This window comes from Desulfovibrio desulfopostgatei (assembly GCF_053570645.1).
Genome location: NZ_JBRBQS010000002.1, coordinates 535430 through 554458, shown reverse-complemented (window position 1 = coordinate 554458; position 19029 = coordinate 535430). Strand labels below are relative to the sequence as shown.

The window sequence follows — 19029 nt, the reverse complement described above, 5'->3', positions numbered from 1 at the left end:
GGTACTATGCGCACACTCCGTACTATGTACATCCTGACTCTGGCTTGCGCGGCGCTGCCTTTGAGCGGCTGCATGGGCGGCAGCACCAGCAGCGGCAGCGGCAGCATTTCACTGGAACAGCAGGTGCAGCAGCAAGACGTGCAGTTGCGCCAGTTGCAGCCTGCTCAGGCTGACGCCTGGAACCAGATTCAAACCCTGCGGCAGGAAGTCAACGCCCTCAAGGGCCAGATTGACGATCTGCAAAATGCTGGCGGCGCCAAAGCCCTGGTGGGCCGTGTAAGAGCGCACGATGAAGCTTTGCGTCAGGTGGAGCGCAGCATGGCGCTGAACCTGAACCTTGGCGATCCCATGACCAGCGGCGGCGGTTCTGCCCCCTTTGCCCAGGCGGCTCCTCAGGCTGCTCCTCAAGCGGCACCCCAGGCTGCTCCTGCTTTCAGTCAGCCCGGCTATGGCCAGCCTTCCTACGGGCAGGCAGCGGCAGGCGGCATGGCGGCTGGTTCCGTAGGCTACGCCGCGGCTTCCGCCGCTGGCGATCAGGGCGCGGCAGCAGCACAGCCCCAGCCCGTCATCAACCCCAGCTCCAGCACATGGGGCCAGCCCAGCCCCCAGCCCGAACCGCAGGTTCAGGCTCCCAAAAAGGATATTTCGCTGGCGCTTTTTGACGCTGGCGTTAACGCCTACAATTCCCGCAAGTACGATGAGGCGCAGCGTTCTTTCAATGACTTTCTGAAAAATTACAAAGACCACAGCCAGGCGCCTGAGGCCCAGTATTATCTGGCCGAGTGCTACTTCCAGCGCAACCAGTTTGCCGATGCAGCCCTGGCATACGATGCTGTCATCAAAAAGTATCCTTCTTCTTCCAGCGCGCCCGGCGCGTACCTCAAGCAGGGCATCAGCTTCAGCAAGCTCAATCAGTCTGCGGCAGCCAAGGCCCGCCTGGAAGAGCTGATCAAGAAATATCCCAACTCGCCAGAAGCTGCGCGGGCCAAGACGTTTCTGAAGACCAACAAGTAAGTATCCAGGCTCCGCCGCGCCCTCGCGCGGCGGAGTTTTTTACTGCATTTTACCTTTGACCATACACCCTCAAAGGTTCAAAACGCACAAATTAAACCGCGCCGCGCGCAAAGGGGACGGGCATGAGCGACGAAAAGCCCGAAGCCGCAGTTTACAAGCAGATCAGCACGGAAATGCGCCAGGGTCTGAGAGACATTTTTGAGCGCATATCCACTGCCTCCAAAGGCCAGCCCCTGCCCCCCCCAAATCCGGATGCGCTATTTCTGGAAGCATCAAGCCAACTGGATGAAGTACTGAAAGATACGGAAAGCGCCACCATGACCATCATGGAAATCGTGGAGCGGCATCTGGATCTTCAGGAACAGAACGCGGCGCATCTGGCAGGGCTACGTAACGGCGGTGCGGATGCGGCCCCCATTACCGAGCTGGAAGCAAACAACCAACGCCTTGGCGATGACCTCACTTCCGTGCTGACCGCCCTGAGCTTTCAGGACATTACAGGTCAGCGCATCAAAAAGGTCGTGTCTGCCCTGAACCAGATTGAGGCAATGGTGGTGGAACTCTATGTTTCCTCGGGCCTTATTCTGGACGGGGCGGAAAAAGACCCCACCAAGAACGTTCAGGAATTGCAGAACGAGGCACGTCAGGCGGTCAAGGAATTCAATCAGGGCCGTAGCGAACTCAAAGGGCCGGACAAAACCGCAGCTTCTCAGGGCGCCATTGACGACATGCTTTCCCAGTTGGGCCTCTAGACGGTTACCTTGCTAAAGCCTTTTCAGCTACTGAATGAGGGCGTTGCAAAACGCCCTTTTTTGCGTCCAACGCCGCGTTGCAGCCTTTTGCTGTTTCTTCAGGCGCATAGGGTTCAGCCGTAAGTGAACACACTTAACGCATAGCATCGCTGACGAAGGTTCATCTGGGAGAGAAGGCTTGCCGGGCTGGTCTGCGACTGCTCAGCCACACCCTGAATGGGTTTGTTTTGCAACGCATAAAGGCCCCTTGCGGGGCCTTTATGCAGTACAGAAATACCGTGGCGGGAGTGAGCTTACTTCTGCTTGGCGGCTTCGCGGGCGCTGGCGGCCATATGGCAGGGACGGCAGCCCTTGAACTTGGCGCCGTACTTGGCGGGATTTTCCTGAGCCTTCTGCGAGTGGCAGCCGTAGCAGGAGCGGTCGCCATTCTTGGAGTGGAAGGCCATGAACATGCTCATGGGGTCACGTTCGCGCGCACCAGGGGTGGCGTGACATTCGGTACAGGCTACGTAACGGCTGTCGCTGCCCACTTCGTGGTGGCAGTGCATGCAGTTGATGCCTTTGTGCGCCGTATGGGGGAACATGACGCTCATACGCGGGGATGTTCCACCAGGAATTTCAATGGGCTTTTTAATGACCTGCGACATTTCCTTGATATCACGCGCCTGCGCTTCGCCAACCCACACGAGGCTTAACGCAAGCAGCAACAAGGTCACATATTTCATCAGCTATTCCTCCTACTGGGTTCGTAAAGCGCAGGAGCAGGCCCCGGCGCACCACAGGCGGCTGAAAACCGCCATCAACACCACTCTCCGCAGCGGTTGTTCTACCCTAATAATGCCTGCTTGTGCAATAATTAAAGACTGCTACATCAGGAGCATTTAAACGGTTCAACAAACCGACTCAGCAATCCGCTGGCAGCCAGACTGCCAGCAATAAATTTTGCAGTAAAGGCAGTTGCAAAAAACGCCTTTGGCGCTTGCCGCAAGCTGCCGCTAAAACATGTTCCAGAATGACGGCCTGACTGGTTTCAGCTTTTTACGTGCGGCCACCATATCCAGGTGCATCATGCCAAGCGCCAGCGCATCCAGATTGGGAACAAACTCGCGTTCGCGCAGATCCACCGCCGGGCAGTAAGATTTGCACTTGGTGCACCAATCCAGCCGCTCACCGTGAGCAGTGCCGCTTTCGCGCAGCAGTTCCATAACCCCGCTGCCTTCCTCGCCGCATGCAGGGCATGCGCCACGCCGGAATTTCCAGTCCGCTCCGCACACGCCGCAGTGCAGATGTTTTTTACCGCCGCCGCCCGCAAGAAAAGCGTTTTTTTCATCAATGCTGGGTTTATCCATCCAGCCAATGGTGGGCAGCGCGCCGCACACAGGGCAATATCCCTGTCGCCATACATCGCCGACTTCCCAGGGGGTATCGCCTTCAGCGGCCACGGCCTGTGCGGTCATGCCACGCAAGATCGGCGCAACGATGAACCCCGTCACAAAGTCCAGCACCAGAGGGTCAAGGCCAATTTTTTCTGCCAGAGCCGCCAGGGCATCCCTGTCGCCTGAGGCAGCAGCGCAAACCAGCTCTTCCGCTCGCTGGGCTTCAGCTCCGTCAGATTTCAGAAAAAAATCCGTAAGCCTGGCCTTGTGGGGAACCACAGCGTCCATGCGGCACAACATGGGCAGCAGCTTTTCTGCGCTAATGCGCACTGCTGGGGCCACGCCTGAAAAGGAAGCCCCGGCAAGCATCGAAACACCCTGCTCCATCCGCTGCGGCTGGGCCTGCGGCAGTGACACTCCCTCTTTTTTCAGGCATTCGGCCACAGCACCGCCAAGCTCTTCCTGGGCGGTGAGCAGCGGTTCAAACGACCGAAGCACAGGGGCCAGCACCGGACGCCAGGTGATAACTTCTTCAAGGGTTTGGGCAACGGTTTGCCTTTTATCAGCCATTGATACTCCGTATGCCGGGGGTACCCCCGGCTGCTTTCCCAAACTATGCAACACTGAGGATGTCTGCTCTCAATGTTATCAGAATGCTCATTCCGGCATTTCGCAACGCAGATGCAAGCAGGGCTGCATTTCCGCATGCCGATCAGGCAGCGGGCTGGCAGACCATTATGCAGCCTTGGCAAACACCTGCACTTGGAGCCGCACGCGCATTTCAAGGCGAGCCTGCGTCAACCGGTTGAGGCAAAAAGCCAGGGGCCGCTTCAGCAAAGTTCGCGCCGCAACAGGGCAAACGTGTTTGCTGGTATTGTACCCTGATGGTGAACCAAAGCGAAGGATTTGCCAAGCCCCCGCAGTGCTTTTCTACCCCCGCAGCCGAACGACTGCGGGGGTAGAGGGGATAAGGCCTTACATGAAGGCCGCGTATTCGTAGTAGTGTTCTTTTTCTTCCGCCAGCAGGTAGATGACGCTCACATCCTGTACATCTGCCAGAAAAGCCTTGGGGAAGGTCTTTTTGACAATCTCAAGCCGCTTTTGGGCCATGGGCAGGATTTCTTCCCTTTCGCCAAAAGCCATGGTGCCCGTGGGGCACGTTTTGACGCAAATGGGCAGCATTCCCGCGGTAACGCGGTCAATGCACATGTCGCACTTGGTCAGGCATTTGGTCTTGGGGTCAAGCCGGGGGATGTTGTAGGGGCAGGCGTCAATAACGGCCTGCGCATCCTCGGGGCTCAGCTTGGCGCTTTTGTCCGTGGCTATCACCATACCCGTTTTGGGATCCTTGATGATGGCCCCGGGCACGGCCATGTCGGCCACTTCCTTGCAAATGGGCGTGATGCAGTGGCGGCACTGGTCGGGAAAGAAGTTCCACACAACGGTGCCGTCAGGCTTCATACGCTCGCGAAAACGAACAATCTTGAGGTTGTTGGGGTTCAGATCCGGCGGATTCTGATGAGTGCCGCGCTGCTTGGTCTCATTGGCAGGCAGGTCATGCCATTCCTTACAGGCCAACTGGCAGCCCCGGCATGCCGTGCATCGAGTGGTGTCGATCAAAAAAGTCTTCGGCATAGCAATGCTCCTTGGCGGGCGCGCTCCATCAAGGAGCGCGCCCGGCTCGTTAGCCTATTTCGGTCAGCTTGTCGGCCTTACGCAGATTGACGCAGCAGGCCTTGGATTCAGGAATGGTGGTGTTGGGGTCAAACGCACTAACAGTCAGCCTGTTGGTGGAATCGCCGCATTTGGGCGTTGTCCAGCCAAAGGCAAAGGGCATACCCACAAGGTGGATCGTTCTGCCCATAACCGTAAAGGGACGAATGCGCACCGTCACCATGGCGATGGCCTCGCAGGTACCGCGAATGCTCTCAAGAAGGACGCCATCGCCGTTCTTGATGCCTTTTTCCTTGGCCAGCTCTGGGCTCATTTCCACATAGAGCTGAGGCTCGGTTTCGAGCAGGTTGGGCACATTGCGCGTTTCGCCGCCGCCGCACCAGTGTTCGGTGAGGCTGTAGGTGGTCAGCACATAGGGGTAGTTGGGGTCAGCGGGCGCGGCGATCTTGTCCATATCGGAGGTATGGAACTTGTACACCGGGCTGCTCAACTGCCTTGAGAACGGATGGCTGGCCAGAGGCGTTTCCGCGGGTTCGTAGTGTTCGGGGAAGGGACCGTCGGCGGGGCCGGGGCCGAAGAACTGGGAGTGACCGTCCTTCACCATGATGAAGGGCAGCTTGCCGCCCTCATTGGCCATGGGCGGCCAGGGGCCGTCGGGCACGTCGCCCACCCACTTGGCACCGTCCCATTCAATAACGGCCTTCTTGGGATTGAACGGCTTGCCGTTCACATCCACAGAAGCGCGGTTATACAGAATGCGACGGTTCACCGGCCAGCACCACGACCAGTTGGGGAACAGACCAATGTTGGCCTGCATGGGCGTCTGGCTGGTATTACGGCGTTTGGACTTGTTGCCTTCTTCTTCTGTCCAGCTGCCTGTGTAGATCCAGTTGAGCGACGAGGTCGTACCGTCGTCCTTAAGCGCCGCAAAAGCAGGCACGAGCTGGCCGCGTTTGTACTGCTTGTCGCCCACCTTGGCATCAGCCCAGAAGAAACCGTTGATGCGGCGCGCCCAGTCAGAAGCGTCGTACTTGTCCGGCCAGTTCATCTTGAGGATGGGCTCGGGCAAGACGCCGCCTTCGGTCTTGTAGAGATCGCGTATCTGGTTGAACAGGGGCACAACAATGTCTGCAAAGTTGCGTGCTTCGCCGCCGGGCTTAACGCCCTGATCGAACCACTGCAACCAGCGGCCGCTGTTGCTGATGGTGCCTTCCTTTTCGATGCGGTGAGCCGAGGGCAAAAGGAACACTTCGGTCTTGCAGGCCTTGGGGTCCACACCGGGGCGCTTCCAGTTGTCCGTGGTTTCCGAATTGTGCAGCTCAGAACACACGAGCCAGTCCAGCTTGTCCAGAGCGGCCCGCATCTTGTTGGTGTTGGGGAAGCTGTTCATGGGGTTCACGCCAAAAATGAAACCACCCCGCATCTTGCCCTGATAGAGTTTATCCATGGCAAACATGTACGAGCAGTCTTCATTCGGCTCCAGCTTGGCCAGCAGGTCATAGCAGAAGTCGTTTTCAGGCGTGGCTTCATCGCCAAACCAGCCCTTGAGCAGGCTGGCGATATACTTGGGCCTGTTGCTCCACCAGTTGGCGCTGTTGGGCAGCTTGGTGACAGGGGTGTTGGCCTTGTTGTAGTCGGCCAGGGTCTGCCACGGGGCGCGAGGGGTTCCGTGGTAGCCGGGCAGGTTGTTGTACAGCAGGGCATGGTCCGTGGAACCCTGCACATTGGGTTCGCCGCGCAGGGCGTTAATGCCGCCGCCAGCCACGCCGATATTGCCCAGCAGGAGCTGGATCAGCGAGGAAAGACGGATGTTCTGCACGCCCACGGTGTGCTGTGTCCAGCCCAGAGCGTACATGATGGTGCCAGCCTTGTCGGGGCCGCCAGTGGCGCAGAAGGCCTTGTAGACCTTGAGCAGATTTTCCTGCGAAACGCCCGTAACGTCAGAAACGTTTTTAAGCGTGTAGCGGGAATAGTGCTGGCGCATCATGTTGATGACGCAGCGCTCGTTCTGGAAGGTGGGATCGACCACAGGCTTGCCGTCAGGCCCCATTTCCAGCACCCACGTCTTTTTGTCGTATGTGCGCGTGGCAGGATCATAGCCGCTGAAAAGGCCGTCGTTGAAAGCGTAATCCTTGCCCACCACAAAGGCGGCGTTGGTGTACTTTTCAACGTAGTCCTTGAAGTACAGCTTGTTTTCCAGAATGTAGTTGAGCATACCACCCAGGAAGGGAATATCCGTACCCGAGCGCAGAGGCACGTGGAAGTCGCAACGGGCGGACGTGCGCGAGAACTTGGGGTCAACGTGCATAAGCACGGCCCCGTTGTCCTTGGCCCGCATGACCCACTTAAAGGCGACAGGATGATGTTCAGCGGCATTGCTGCCGATAATAAGCACTGCATCGCTATTCTTGATATCGATCCAGTGGTTCGTCATTGCACCGCGTCCGAACGACTCTGCCAGAGCCGCAACAGTGGGGCTGTGTCAGACCCGTGCCTGGTGGTCCATATGGACAACACCCAGGCCGCGTATTGCTTGGTGAATGACGGCGCATTCTTCGTTGGAGGCGTGCGAGGTTCCCATCCAGAAGATGGAATCAAGACGGTTGACCGTCTGCCCCTTGGCATTCTTGAGGATAAAATCCTTGTCGCGGGTGTCTTTAACCCGGCGGGCGATCTGGGCCAGGGTCCAGTCCCAGTCTTTTTCCACCCAGTGATCGCTGTTGGGCGCGCGGTAAAGCGGCTTTTTCAGGCGGTGGTCATTGGTGTACATGCTGAAGAGCGCCGCGCCCTTGGCGCAGAGCGCGCCTTCGTTAACGGGAAAGTCCGGGTCGCCCTCTGTGGAAACGAGCTTGCCGTCACGCACATAAGCTATGACCTGACAGCAGACCGAACAGAAGGGGCAGACGCTGATGACTTCCTTGGCGCCTTCTATCTTGAGTTTTACGGCGTAAGCCTGGGCCTCGCCCAGGTCGAAGCCCAGCTGCCCCAATGTGAGGCAGAGAACTCCTGCACCGACGCCCTTGAGGAAGCTCCTCCGGGTGCTTTTCATGATGACACTCCTTTTTTAGGCCAATCACGCAACGCAAGGTCAGAACTCCTGCGTTGAACAAGACGCCTCTGAACTGCGTCAACTAACAAGATGGAGATTTGTTTTCACCATAGTTGAAAAAACGTGATATCGCAAGATACTTACATTTTTTTAAAGGGAACCGACCTTATTTGTGAGTATTTTCCCAATGATAGAATTTTGCATGCCATTTCACAGTGATGGAACACTATAATTGATAGAATTGTACACACAAACAGCACAAATTGGTTGATATATTTCCCCTGACTCTTGCTGAAATAATTATACTTTTTTCTTGAAAAATTACGATTTCTCCAGTCACCAGATAGCCTATTGCATAAAAAAACCACCTGCATCAGCCAGGTGGTTTACAAAAAACCGTCATAAAAAAACGCGCCAATTCAGGCAGGAACTCAAAGGCTGCGCCCCTGCAAAACATCTTTGCACCAGCGCAGCAGCGTGTCGTAGCACTGCCTTTCGGTGTGGGCAGCAAGCCAGAGGGGGAGGTCAAGCCCAGCCGCAATGATATCTTTCTCCGAGCCTTCGAGGCCCGTCAGCAGTTCTTTTTTGTTGCGGCAGAACACGCCAGAGGCCAGGTAGCGCCGCACCAGCATGACAAAAAAAGCTGCTTTATAGGCATCTTTCAAAACAAGGGTTCTGGTCTCCGCATCCGCATACAAATACGTGTGCGTAAGAAGGTGAACAAGCCCGGCTGCGCCGATTTTTGCGCTGTCCTCGACGTCTTCATCCGTAATGACGGGGAGGAAATCCTCCAGCTTGCCAAACCAGTCTTCTGTGTCCTTCTGGAATGCAAAAAGTTCATGACGCGGCCAATGGAATATATCCCCAGCACCGCCAATAAATCCGCAGGCTTTTTGCCCCTCCGGCATGGCGCGGACAATGGCCCGGTAAACATCAATATCCTCCAGGGCCACAACATCCAGCAGCACAACCACATCAATATCGCTGGCTTCAGTGGCTTCGCCCCGGCGGTAGCTGCCCTGCAGCCCAAGATATCGCAGGCGCGCACCAAAGGTCTGCTGCAATTGCGGCAAGAGGTCTGCCATCCATGTTTCAGCATTGATCACAGCAGCCTCCATCCCCTTCATACCGTTTATAAAGATAGCTGAACCGGCCTTCTTCCACGCCAAGGACTTTTTCCGCCATCCAGGCAAGAGCCCTGGCCTTTTGCAGTCGCTCGGCGCTACTCCACGCAAATGCCGAGCCGTGCAGAATAAATTCTGACGCGGCAAGCAAAATCTCCATGCATTCCTTGGGGTATGCAGTGTTGAACGTGCCCTCGCGCATTCCCTGCCGGACAACACCCTCCAAAATTGGCGAAAGCCGCAAGACAATGGATGCCATTGTGCGCTGGTGCATATCCGCATTGCCCACGGCACTGGCTTCTTTTTCCAGGCGGTCACCGCGCTCGTTGTCTCGCCCCGCATCTGTGAGAATGCTAAACATTTTTTCGTGAGCCGATATCTTCGGATCGTCCGCAACAGCCTGCGCCACCGCCATTTCCGCATCAATGTATCGCTCGATTACGGCGTCCATAAGCGCTTCTTTTGAGGCAAAGTAATGATAAAACGTGCCCTTGGCGATATTCAGGGCTTCAAGAATATCGCTGATGGCAGTGCTGGCGTAGCCCTTTGCTGCAAACAGGTTTTCGGCAGCGTCGATGATTTCAGTTCTACGCTCGCCATGTTCTTTGATGATGCGCATATACTCCCTCTCTTCATCAATAGACCGACGGTCGGTCTATTAAGTAGCCGTCAATTTCAGCTTCGTCAACAAACTTGGGCATGGCTCCACGCTCTCTGCATGTGCAGCCGATGGCGACACATAAAAAGGAGGCCCCGAAAAAAAATTCGGAGCCTCCGCAAAAAAGGCATGTCCGCCTTTGCACAAGACGCAGTATTATTTGCCGAACCAGCACTTGGGATAGGTGCAGGTGTGGCATGCCAGGCAGTAGCCGCCCTCGCCCATGCGGGCCGCCTCGGCGCGGGTCAGGCCTCGGCCGGCCAGCATGCGCGGCAGCACCAGATCAAGGAAGGTTGTTTTAAAATACAGGGCGCAGGCGGGCACGCCCAGCACCTGCATATCCCCCTGCGGGCCGGGGATGCGGCCCATAAGGCTCATGGTGCCGGGCAGGATGGGCACGCCGTGCAGCACATCTGTCAGCCCAGCTTCTACAAGGGCCTGACGGGTCACGTCGTCCGGGTCAACCGAAAGGCCGCCCGTGGTGATCAGCAGGTCGGCCCCGGCCTCGCGCATGGCGGCCACGGAGGCCTGCATCATGGCTTTGTCGTCCGGTACGATGTCGGTACGCACCACGGTGCAGTCCAACATGCTGACCTTGGCGGTGATGACAGGGATGAACTTGTCTTCAATAATTCCCTGAAAAACTTCGGTTCCGGTCACAAGAATGCCCACGCGGGCTTTGCGCAGGGGCAACACGCGGAACAGAGGCCCGCCTTCCAGCGCTTCCAGCGCCTGACCAAGCCGCTCGCGCGTAATGTGGAGCGGGATGGCGCGGGTGCCGCAAAGCGGGCCGCCCTGCTTGACCAGGGTTCCATCCTGACGAGAAGCCACCATGACCTCGGGCACCAGATTAAACCGCGTCATGCGCTCCACATCCACGCAGAAAAGTCCGTTACAGGCAGCCTTGAAATCTATCTTGCCTTCATGGGGCGGCAGTTCGTAGGTAACGCCTTCGCCAGCCATGCGGCGCGCAAAGATTTCCGCCACTTCATTTTCGTGTACAAGAGCACGGGGATCCTCGGGCGATAGCTGCGCGCTGGCCGGGGCATCATCTGTAATGGCCACATGGAAGCGGCCCATCTGCTGCAATCGGCAGATATCGCCCACAGAAATGCGCTGCCCGGCCTTGAATTCCGGCCCCTTGAACTGACCGGGGTCAATGCGGGTCATGTCGTGCGCCACGGTTTTGCCCACGGCTTCTTCCACAGGCACAACACGAACGCCCGTTGCGGCCTTGTGGTGCTCTGCGGCAAGGGCCTGACAGTCTTCCTTAAGCTCGCGCCGCGCCAGCACATAGGGGGCCTCGCCCTGGCAGCCACGGCACACGGGGCCGTCTTCCACCGGGTAGGCCTCGCCGCACACGGGGCAGCACAGAATGCGCGTCATGTGCTTGTGGCCCATAAACCGCCGCTTGACCGTGATGGGCTCCACCTTGCAGATGCTGTCGCCCGCGGCTTCAATTTCTGATTCCAGCAGATCGATATCCTGATCTTTTTTGGCCTTTTCCTTAAAGAACCAGGCCCTGAGTTCGGGATAGGCAGCCATCTTTACAGGATCCAGGCTCACGCGCACGCCCTCGCCAGTGTGCTTGTCAAACAGCGACACCGCGTAGCGGCCCAGATTGTGAATCTTCATCCAGTTGTTGCCGATGCTGCACAGGGTGAGCAACTGCACCGCATCAGGCAGGCACTTGCCCGATTCCACCACGGCTTCAAACAGTGTGCCCTCGGGCAGATGGCGTTTGGCAAGCTCCACCATATAGCCGCCCACAAGCAGGCCCGGTGCGGCATAACCGTGAAAATTCTCGGCAAGGCGATGAAATTCCTTAAACGTGTAAGCCCCAATATCCATGTTTGCTCCAAATCACCGCAGCGGGCTGAATAAAGCCATGTGCTGCGGCAGTGTTTTCACGCGCGTTTTCTCCGCTCGCCCGGGCAGACGCGCAGCCGCGCCGGGTAGCAAATATTGGTTGGCGGCAACTCAGATTCCGCCGGATAATCACGATTACTTAGATGACCGTGAACTGGTAAAGAGAGACTAATGGGAAGCGTCCAGAATATCCAGCGCCCTTTGCAGGTCATCGGGGTGGTTCAAATTGAAAAACGGGCGGGCTTCTTCCGGGCCATAGGGCAAACGGCACTGCCGCTCGAGCGGCACGACCCTGTTGAGCCTGCCGCCGTGGAAGGCCAGCGAATCTTCAAACCAGTGAAGCGCTGCTGTTTCGTATACGGCGGAAAGAGCCTCGGGTCTGCCGCTGGCCGCATCAATGTAAAGCGTGGCAAGGGTATCAGCCGGGGCTGCATCGCGGGCGGCAAGCAGTTTGCACAAGGTGGGCGCATCCATAAAGGGCATGTCGCAGGAAAGCGCCAGCACGGCAGAAAATCCCTGCGCCTGCGCCGTGCGCAGGGCCGCGACCACCCCCGCTACTGGGCCGCAGTCATTTTTTCCATCAAAAATACACTCGTACCCGGCTCGGGGAAGCCCCGGCCTGCACGACACCCAGCACTGCGGCAGCAAGGAGGCAAGCAGAGCGTGCGTACGGGCCAGCAGATCGGGGCTGTCCGAGCCATAGACCCGCAGCAGCGCCTTGTCGCGGCCCATGCGCGAGGAAAGCCCCCCCGCCAGCACAACGCCTGCCACGCGGCCCCGCAATGTATCCATCATGCCTCCTGCCCGGCCGATTGTTCCGCCCTATGATGCTGCACGTTTGTGTTCTGCGCGCAAAGGGCAATGCGCTGCGGGGCTGAACGCTTTGGTTTTTTTGCACCCCGCAGGCCCTTGTGATAGGGTTTGGCGATGATGCACCAACAGCCCCCCGCACCGCAAGCCTGCATGAGCGAGTCGGAAATCATTGATTTCCGCTCTGCACCAGTGCAACGCAAGGCCGCCAGCCTTGCCGCGCACTGCGCATCTGAATTGGAACTCATTGAAAAAACTTTTGTATTTGTGCGCGACAGCATTGCTCACTCGGTGGATTGCGGCGGCACTGCTGTTACGTGCAGCGCATCGGAAGTTCTGCATGTGGGGCAGGGGCTGTGTTATGCCAAGGCGCATCTTCTGGCGGCATTGCTGCGCGCCAACGGTATTGCCGCAGGATTCTGCTACCAGTTGCTGGGATTTGAAGACGAGCACGATCCCCACCGGGTGCTGCACGGCCTCAATGCCGTATGGATCAGCGAGCGGCAGGTCTGGCTGCGGTTGGACGCGAGGGGCAACAAGCCCGGCGTTGACGCGCAGTTTTTGCCGGACGGCCCCGAGCAACTGGCCTTTACCGTGCATCCCCAGTGCGGCGAGGTGGACTACCCTCATGTTTTTGCAGAGCCGGATCCCGGCGTGGTTCTGGCCCTGCGCAGCCACAGCAGTATTGCCCAACTGCTGCCCCGTCTGCCGCAACAGCTTGCCTTCCCTGTTTGACGCTCCGCCGCCCCGCACATACTGCGCCCCCTGCTTGCAGCGTCCCGGTCATTCATGTTCCATACCGCAACTAGACCAGCAGCTTGCGGGCAATCAGCCCCCGAGGCACATTGTGCCGCAGGTCAGCATCTGCTATGCTCTGCCCCGCCGCAGGTCAAAGGCCTCGGCGCGAAAGCCTTCCCGGCAACGGCCCGCCATGCGGGCAATACAGCCGCAACGGAGAACGCATGGGTCAGGATATTTTCGACCTCATCATAGTGCTTGTTCTGGTATTTTTTGGCACACGGGGCTTTATCCACGGTTTTGTGGGCGAAGTTGCCGGACTTATTTCACTGCTGGGCGGCTTCTGGGCCGCGCACCATTACCATCCGCTGCTTGCGCCGCGCCTTACGCTCATCACTGATCCCTCATGGCGCATCATTGCGGCATACGTGCTCATTTTTCTGGGGGTCATCATTTCGGTGGCCATTATTGCGCGCATCCTGCAAAAAATACTTTCCTTCTCCTTTGTGTCATGGGCAGACAAACTGGCTGGCGGCATGCTCGGTCTTGCCAAGGGCGTCCTGCTCTGCTCGCTGGCCCTGCTGTTTCTGCAAAAATTTTTCGCGGGCGCGCCCTTTATGCAGCATTCGCGCGCACTGCCCTACTTCAACGCGCTCATGACCCAGGTACACGGCTGGCTGCCGCCTGACCTCACCGCCCGCCTGGGCATTTAACTGCCAGAATTACCAAGGAATTACGCCATCATGGAAAAGACCGCCCTCGAAGAACTGCAACTCATCATAGACAAACTCACCGCTCCCGATGGCTGCCCCTGGGACAAGGAGCAGACCCCAGAGAGCCTTGCCGAATACGTTATTGAAGAAAGCCATGAGCTTGTGAGCGCCATCCGCTCCGGCAACGTGGCCGACATCCGCGAAGAACTGGGCGATGTGGCCTTTTTGCTGCTCTTTGTGGCGCGCCTGTATGAAAAACAGGGGCAGTTCAACCTTGACGATGCCCTCAACAACAACAGGGCCAAGATGATCCGCCGCCACCCCCACGTGTTCAGCAATACGGTTTTTGACAGCCTTGAAGAACAGCTCAAAGCCTGGGAAAAAATCAAGCGCGCCGAGCATACTGATGATGAAGGCAAGCCCAAGGGCCTGTTTGACAGCCTGCCCGAGAGCCTGCCTCCGCTTGCCAAGGCCTACCGCATCAATTCCAAGGCTGCCCGCGTGGGCTTTACCTGGCAGGAAGATGAAGAGGTGGAACAGCAGGTGGAAGCCGAATGGCTGGAATGGCTGGACGCCTCCGCTGGCGGCGATCAGGATGCCCAGAAGCACGAACTGGGCGATTTGCTGTTCAGTATTGCAGAGCTTGGCCGCCGCAAGGGCATCAAGGCCAGCGAAGCGCTGGACTACGCCAACCGCCGCTTCCTCAAACGCTTTGCCCGCATGGAAGAAATCGCCCGCGAGAAGAATCTTGATTTTTCGGCCCTGACCCTTGATGAAAAGGATGAGCTGTGGAACACGGCCAAGGCCGAGGAAACCGCGGCAAAGGCCTGATGGTCGCAACAATGCGTGCCCAGCCATTGCGAAAAATCCTGAGGCGGCCCATGCCGCTGACCGCCGGGCTTGCGGCCCGATTGCCCCTGCTGGCCGTGCTTGTGGCGGCTCTGGTGGTCGGCCTGTGCCTCGCGGCCTGCACAAAGCACAGCGGCACGGCAACGTCCCTACGCCGCGAGCAACCAACAGGAAGCGCATCCCTGCTGCCGCGCGCCGATCCGGGGTATCTGCAATGGCTTGAACGCCAGTCCATGCTCGGCTCCACCCAGGAACTGACAGGGCAGGTTTCCGGCACGGATCTTATCTGGCGCAACAGCGCCTCAGCGCGGCGTGTGCCCCTGCTGCTTACCGCTGCGCCCAACTGGTTTGACGTGAACCCGCACAGCCTTGGCGCGGGGCAACCAGCCCTGCGGGCGCTGGCCCAACCCGGCGTGGACGCCTTTTGGGCGCAGGCAGGCTTTGGCGGGCTTTTTCTGGCGCCTTTGGGTGAAAAGGGCGACATCTGGAGCGCCCACGCTGCTTCCGCACTGCCTGACGCAGCCTCCGAGGCGGGCGACAACGTCACCGCCCTGCGGCCAGACCCATCATTGGGCACTGGCGAGGATTTTTCGCGGCTGACCGCAAAACTTGATCAGGCGCAGATGCAGATGGGCGGCGAACTCCCCCCCGCGGCAACGGGGCTGGGGCCGGATTTTATTCTTCAGGCGCGCCGGGCCTCGCGCTTTGACGGCCTGTATGCCATGATGTCTGTGCCGCAGAAAGACTGGGATGTTTTGCCAGCAACCGCTGGCGAATGGGACTGCCTGCCCCTGCGCCAGACCGCTGTGGCGGAATTGCGCAAACGGGGTGTTGTTCCTGATCAGTTGCGGCGCGACACCCTTGACTGGGCAACGCCCGGCGGATGGGCCGTCACCGGCGAAGTGCGCGGCGCGGATGGCCAGGTGCGGCGCTGGGTCTACCGCTACAGCGGTAACGCCCTGCGGCCCGTGCTCCTGTGGCAGGATCCTTCCGGTCAGGCCCGACGGGTATTTTCCGCATCTGTTATCCAGCACACGGGCTTGCAGCAGCAAACGCTTGCGGGCATCAGGCTGGAGGCCCTCATGGGTCTTGACGCTCAGGTGGAAGGCCAGAGCGGGGGCAGAACAGACCCTTCGGCTCTGGTCCCGGGGCTTGAAGCCCTGGAATCCCTGGCGGGCGAGGTGCACCGCTACGGAGGATGGGCCGTGCAGGACGATGTGCTGCCCCCATCGCTGACCAAGGCGGTGCTTGCCACAGCCGTAGATTTCAGCCGGGACAGCATTACCCCGGCAGCAGCCGCATATGCCTTGCTGAGCGGCGATGCCGCGCCCTTGGGCGCACTGCTCAAGGCCTCGCTCGCGGCGGGCGTTGACCACAGCCGCCTTGCACGTGGACTGCGTGACAGGCAATATGTTGACTGGCGTCCCCTGCTGGATCTGCCAGACGGCCAGGCTCTTGTGCGCCGCGCGCAATCCCTTGCCAAGGGAGCGCCAGAGGCCTCGGGCCTGCCCGTCACCCAGGCGGAACTTGCCGCTCGTGCCCTTGGGCTTGACGTTGCAAGCGCCGTGCGCCCCGACCACGCGCAGGCCATGGAATCCGCCTGCCTGCTCCTGCTGGGCTGGCGCATTGGCTTGCCCGGTCTGACATTTTTAAGCCCGCAGGATATTACGGGTGCGCTGGGGCTGCCGCAGGGTTCGGGCAAAGGCGCGTCCAGCGCTGGCAGCGTACCCCTGTGGGGGGCCACAAACCTGCCCGGCGGGCAAAGCCCCGCCCCATTGGCCTTTGGCCCGCTGGACATGCAGTGGAGCCGGGAAACAAGTTTTGCCAGACAGATTGCCCGCCTGTTGCAGGCCAGACGCGCCACCGGGCTTGCCTCTGGCCGCCTTGTGCAGGTGGTAAACGGCCCCTCAGGCTGCGTGGCGACCCTGAGTTCCCTGCCGGGCGGCGGCTACTGGCTGCTGGCGGCCAATTTTTCTGACCGGAAACAACACCTTGCCTGCCCTCTGCCCGCTGGTGCGCAAGGCCCCGCGCGTGATGTGCTGAGCGGCCAGAGCCTGCCCACGGGGCGCGCCGTAGAAATTGACCTCGAGGCCCGCCAGGCGCGACATATCCTGCTTGGCGAGCCGAAAACGCATGAAGGAGCGATGCCATGACCCAGAACAGCGCCCAGAATCCCGAAGACCAGGCTGCCTGTCAGTCTGGGGGCCAGCAGACCAGCGCGGAAGGGGCACACGCCCAGTCCGGGCAGCAAGCTGCCAAGGCAGTTTCCCAGCCATCTGCACCGGCTCCCGAACCTTCGGGCGCGGCACAGGCCGCTACGAGCGCCGCAGCCGACGCACCACAGGCCGAGGGCTCAGCCCCCAAGGCTTCCCGTCCGGTGACGATCTCGGCCAAGGGATTCAGGGGAATGTTCGGCAACTCCGGCAAAGAAGGCAAACCCGCAGCCTCAGCAAAGCCAGCAGAATCCGCTCCCCAGTCAGCTGCTCCCGGCTTTGCCGACAAGATTTTTGACGCAGCCAGCATTGTTGGGCCGCTTGCGCTCTTGCTCATCATGCTGGCCCAGGCATGGCCCGCCCTTATGGGGCACAGCCTGTACTGCCCGCGTGAAGCCGCAGGCATTCTGGCTTTTACCCAAACCGCGCAGATCGGCATGTGGCTTGCCCCGGCTGGCGACGGTCTTTCGCAATGGCCCGTATTTTTCTGGTTTTTGCGCGGCATTGAAGCCCTGCTCACCAAGGCCGCGCCGCAGTTTGCCCATCTGCTCTTTCCCCTGGCCGCGATGGCCGGAACCCTGCTCTGTCTTGTGGCCGTGTGGGTTCTGGGCCGCGTTGCCGGGCTGGATCGCCGGGCCGCGCTGGCTGGCGGCATGCTGCTGCTCTGCGCGCCCATCTTTGCGCCGCTCTCCACCTTTACAGGGCCGGAAGCTCTGGCAGCAGCAGTGACCCTGCTTTCCCTCGCCTGCCTTTGCCACGGCTGGCAACAGCCGGGCACGACCATCTCCCTGCCTCTGGGTTTTGCATTGGCGGCATTGGCTGGCCTGACAGGCGGCCTTTTCTATCTGTTGCTGCCAGTGCTTGCCAGCCTGGCCTTTCTGCTCTGGCGTTGCGGATTTCGCCGCGCCCAAAAGGCGGACGGCCTCGTGGGTTTTGTACTCATGCTGGGCATCATTGGCTGTTGGCTTGCTGTTGTCATGCTCTGGCATCAGCCGGAAGGATACCTCAAGAACCTCGGCACCCAGCTTGTGACCTGGCCCATCACCAAGGCCACATGGTGGAAACCCCTTGCCTTTGCGGCTCTGGGCCTGCTGCCCTGGCTGGCTGTCATCTGCGGTGTTTCCTGGGCGCGCGTGCTGCGCACAGCCCCTGCTGATCTGGCCGCCTCCCGCAAAGAAAAAGCCGGAATGGCCTTTTTGTGGATAGCCCTTGTGTTCGCCTGTCTGCTGAGTATTTTTGCTGCCGACATGGTGGGCGCTGCCGTATGCACGGCCAGCCTGGCGGCCCTCCTGCTGGGCAAGGCGCTGCTGCGCCTGCCCCCTGCCGGAGCCAAACTGTTCTACATCATCGCGACCCTGTGCCTGCTGCACGCCAGCATGGCGCTGGTGGCAGCCGGTTTTGGCTACACGCTTGACTGGCTTGGCAAGTTTTTCCACTTTACGCTTACCGAAAGCCAGCGCACCGCCGTGCTTGGACTCAAGGCCCTGCCCGTGCTTGGCGGCATTGGCATTGTGGCGGCAGTACTGCTTGCCCGTCTTGTGCGCCGTGGCGCGCATGGCGGCACCAGCGGCTCGCTCGTGATGTGCGCGGTCATTGCGGTTATTCTGGCCCAGCCCGCATCGCTCATGCTCATGCCGCAGCTGGAAAAAACTCCCGAGGCTCAGGTAAAGAGCCTGAGCGCCATCCTGACGCCCGCTCCTGCCGCCCCGGCGGTTCTGATTCCTGAGGCGACTCCGGCCCCCGCGTCTGAAGCCCCCGCAGCAGCGCCTGCCGATACTCCCAAACTTGAACCCGCCGCCCCGGCAACCGCGCCTGAAACCGCACCCGCTGCTCCGGCTGAAAAACCCGCTCCAGTGCAGGAACCTGCAGCCCCCGCCGCTACACAGCCCGCGGAAGCGTCTGCTCCCCAAACTGCGGCACCTGCGGCCCCAACAACTCCGGCTGAAGCTCCGACAGCAGCGCCTGCGCCGACGCCTGCCGACGCAGCCAAGGAACTCGCCAAGGAAGTTGTCAAGGAAGCCGCCCCCGCTGCACCTTCAGAGCAGGCCCCTGCGGCGCAACCAGAGCAACCCAAGGAAACGCCTAAGACTCCTGCAAACTAGCTTCAAATACATCAGCCCGGTGCAGACCGCGCTCACAATACCAAGGCCCCTCTCACGAGGGGCCTTTTCTATGGCATTGAGATTCAGA

At 59.5% G+C, this 19029-nt stretch carries 15 protein-coding genes; 7 read left to right on the top strand and 8 right to left on the bottom strand.

Translation table 11 applies throughout. The features are described 5' to 3' along the window. The first annotated feature begins 6 nt into the window (after positions 1–6). Complete coding sequence (ybgF, locus tag ACUZ9Q_RS02450; protein WP_192112393.1) at positions 7–1014, top strand: tol-pal system protein YbgF; 1008 nt, start codon at positions 7–9, stop codon at positions 1012–1014. Positions 1015–1136: 122 nt separating this feature from the next. Next, positions 1137–1766, top strand: coding sequence for a protein phosphatase CheZ (locus ACUZ9Q_RS02445; RefSeq protein WP_192112392.1), 630 nt, complete (start codon positions 1137–1139; stop codon positions 1764–1766). Positions 1767–2059: 293 nt separating this feature from the next. Here ACUZ9Q_RS02445 and ACUZ9Q_RS02440 read toward each other — a convergent pair whose 3' ends face one another. The 8 genes from ACUZ9Q_RS02440 to mobA form a co-directional block, all read right to left on the bottom strand. After that, a complete protein-coding gene (locus ACUZ9Q_RS02440) occupies positions 2060–2491 on the bottom strand; it encodes a cytochrome c3 family protein (protein ID WP_192112391.1) in 432 nt (143 codons plus the stop codon). Between the two features lie 270 nt (positions 2492–2761). After that, positions 2762–3712, bottom strand: coding sequence for a formate dehydrogenase accessory protein FdhE (locus ACUZ9Q_RS02435; protein ID WP_449247257.1), 951 nt, complete (start codon positions 3710–3712; stop codon positions 2762–2764). A 405-nt stretch (positions 3713–4117) separates the two neighbouring features. Further along, entirely contained in the window at positions 4118–4777 is a 660-nt protein-coding gene (locus tag ACUZ9Q_RS02430; RefSeq protein ID WP_192112389.1) for a 4Fe-4S dicluster domain-containing protein, read from the bottom strand. A gap of 49 nt (positions 4778–4826) precedes the next feature. Next, positions 4827–7865, bottom strand: a complete 3039-nt coding sequence (gene fdnG / locus ACUZ9Q_RS02425) for a formate dehydrogenase-N subunit alpha (protein ID WP_215647241.1) — start codon at positions 7863–7865, stop codon at positions 4827–4829. A 431-nt stretch (positions 7866–8296) separates the two neighbouring features. Then, positions 8297–8971 carry a nucleotidyltransferase domain-containing protein gene (locus tag ACUZ9Q_RS02420; RefSeq protein WP_449247256.1) on the bottom strand — a complete coding sequence of 225 codons (675 nt, stop codon included), beginning with the start codon at positions 8969–8971 and terminating at the stop codon, positions 8297–8299. Continuing rightward, positions 8958–9608 carry a TetR/AcrR family transcriptional regulator gene (locus tag ACUZ9Q_RS02415; protein ID WP_449247255.1) on the bottom strand — a complete coding sequence of 217 codons (651 nt, stop codon included), beginning with the start codon at positions 9606–9608 and terminating at the stop codon, positions 8958–8960. The genes ACUZ9Q_RS02420 and ACUZ9Q_RS02415 overlap by 14 nt, the downstream gene beginning before the upstream one ends. Before the next feature lie 195 nt (positions 9609–9803). After that, on the bottom strand, positions 9804–11498 hold the full coding sequence (locus ACUZ9Q_RS02410; RefSeq protein ID WP_449247254.1) for an FmdE family protein: 1695 nt from the start codon (positions 11496–11498) through the stop codon (positions 9804–9806). A 186-nt stretch (positions 11499–11684) separates the two neighbouring features. Beyond that, entirely contained in the window at positions 11685–12308 is a 624-nt protein-coding gene (gene mobA, locus ACUZ9Q_RS02405; RefSeq protein WP_449247253.1) for a molybdenum cofactor guanylyltransferase, read from the bottom strand. A gap of 171 nt (positions 12309–12479) precedes the next feature. Between mobA and ACUZ9Q_RS02400 the strand changes: the two genes are divergently transcribed. From ACUZ9Q_RS02400 to ACUZ9Q_RS02380, 5 genes are all read left to right on the top strand, one after another. After that, entirely contained in the window at positions 12480–13061 is a 582-nt protein-coding gene (locus ACUZ9Q_RS02400; RefSeq protein WP_192112383.1) for a transglutaminase domain-containing protein, read from the top strand. 227 nt (positions 13062–13288) lie between these two features. Continuing rightward, on the top strand, positions 13289–13777 hold the full coding sequence (locus ACUZ9Q_RS02395) for a CvpA family protein (protein WP_027180666.1): 489 nt from the start codon (positions 13289–13291) through the stop codon (positions 13775–13777). 30 nt (positions 13778–13807) lie between these two features. Continuing rightward, on the top strand, positions 13808–14608 hold the full coding sequence (mazG, locus tag ACUZ9Q_RS02390; RefSeq protein ID WP_192112382.1) for a nucleoside triphosphate pyrophosphohydrolase: 801 nt from the start codon (positions 13808–13810) through the stop codon (positions 14606–14608). Between the two features lie 50 nt (positions 14609–14658). After that, positions 14659–16779, top strand: coding sequence for a hypothetical protein (locus ACUZ9Q_RS02385; RefSeq protein WP_449247251.1), 2121 nt, complete (start codon positions 14659–14661; stop codon positions 16777–16779). Further along, on the top strand, positions 16776–18941 hold the full coding sequence (locus ACUZ9Q_RS02380; RefSeq protein ID WP_449247250.1) for an ArnT family glycosyltransferase: 2166 nt from the start codon (positions 16776–16778) through the stop codon (positions 18939–18941). The genes ACUZ9Q_RS02385 and ACUZ9Q_RS02380 overlap by 4 nt, the downstream gene beginning before the upstream one ends. The last annotated feature ends 88 nt before the right edge of the window (positions 18942–19029 follow it).

Bases quoted from the DNA above. Each gene is read 5' to 3' on its own strand.
- ACUZ9Q_RS02385 (WP_449247251.1), top strand. From the start codon at position 14,659: ATGCCGCTGACCGCCGGGCTTGCGGCCCGATTGCCCCTGCTGGCCGTG.
- ACUZ9Q_RS02440 (WP_192112391.1), bottom strand. From the start codon at position 2,491: ATGAAATATGTGACCTTGTTGCTGCTTGCGTTAAGCCTCGTGTGGGTT.
- ACUZ9Q_RS02415 (WP_449247255.1), bottom strand. From the start codon at position 9,608: ATGCGCATCATCAAAGAACATGGCGAGCGTAGAACTGAAATCATCGAC.
- ACUZ9Q_RS02400 (WP_192112383.1), top strand. From the start codon at position 12,480: ATGAGCGAGTCGGAAATCATTGATTTCCGCTCTGCACCAGTGCAACGC.
- ybgF (WP_192112393.1), top strand. From the start codon at position 7: ATGCGCACACTCCGTACTATGTACATCCTGACTCTGGCTTGCGCGGCG.
- mazG (WP_192112382.1), top strand. From the start codon at position 13,808: ATGGAAAAGACCGCCCTCGAAGAACTGCAACTCATCATAGACAAACTC.
- ACUZ9Q_RS02395 (WP_027180666.1), top strand. From the start codon at position 13,289: ATGGGTCAGGATATTTTCGACCTCATCATAGTGCTTGTTCTGGTATTT.
- ACUZ9Q_RS02410 (WP_449247254.1), bottom strand. From the start codon at position 11,498: ATGGATATTGGGGCTTACACGTTTAAGGAATTTCATCGCCTTGCCGAG.
- ACUZ9Q_RS02380 (WP_449247250.1), top strand. From the start codon at position 16,776: ATGACCCAGAACAGCGCCCAGAATCCCGAAGACCAGGCTGCCTGTCAG.
- ACUZ9Q_RS02445 (WP_192112392.1), top strand. From the start codon at position 1,137: ATGAGCGACGAAAAGCCCGAAGCCGCAGTTTACAAGCAGATCAGCACG.
- mobA (WP_449247253.1), bottom strand. From the start codon at position 12,308: ATGGATACATTGCGGGGCCGCGTGGCAGGCGTTGTGCTGGCGGGGGGG.
- ACUZ9Q_RS02435 (WP_449247257.1), bottom strand. From the start codon at position 3,712: ATGGCTGATAAAAGGCAAACCGTTGCCCAAACCCTTGAAGAAGTTATC.
- ACUZ9Q_RS02430 (WP_192112389.1), bottom strand. From the start codon at position 4,777: ATGCCGAAGACTTTTTTGATCGACACCACTCGATGCACGGCATGCCGG.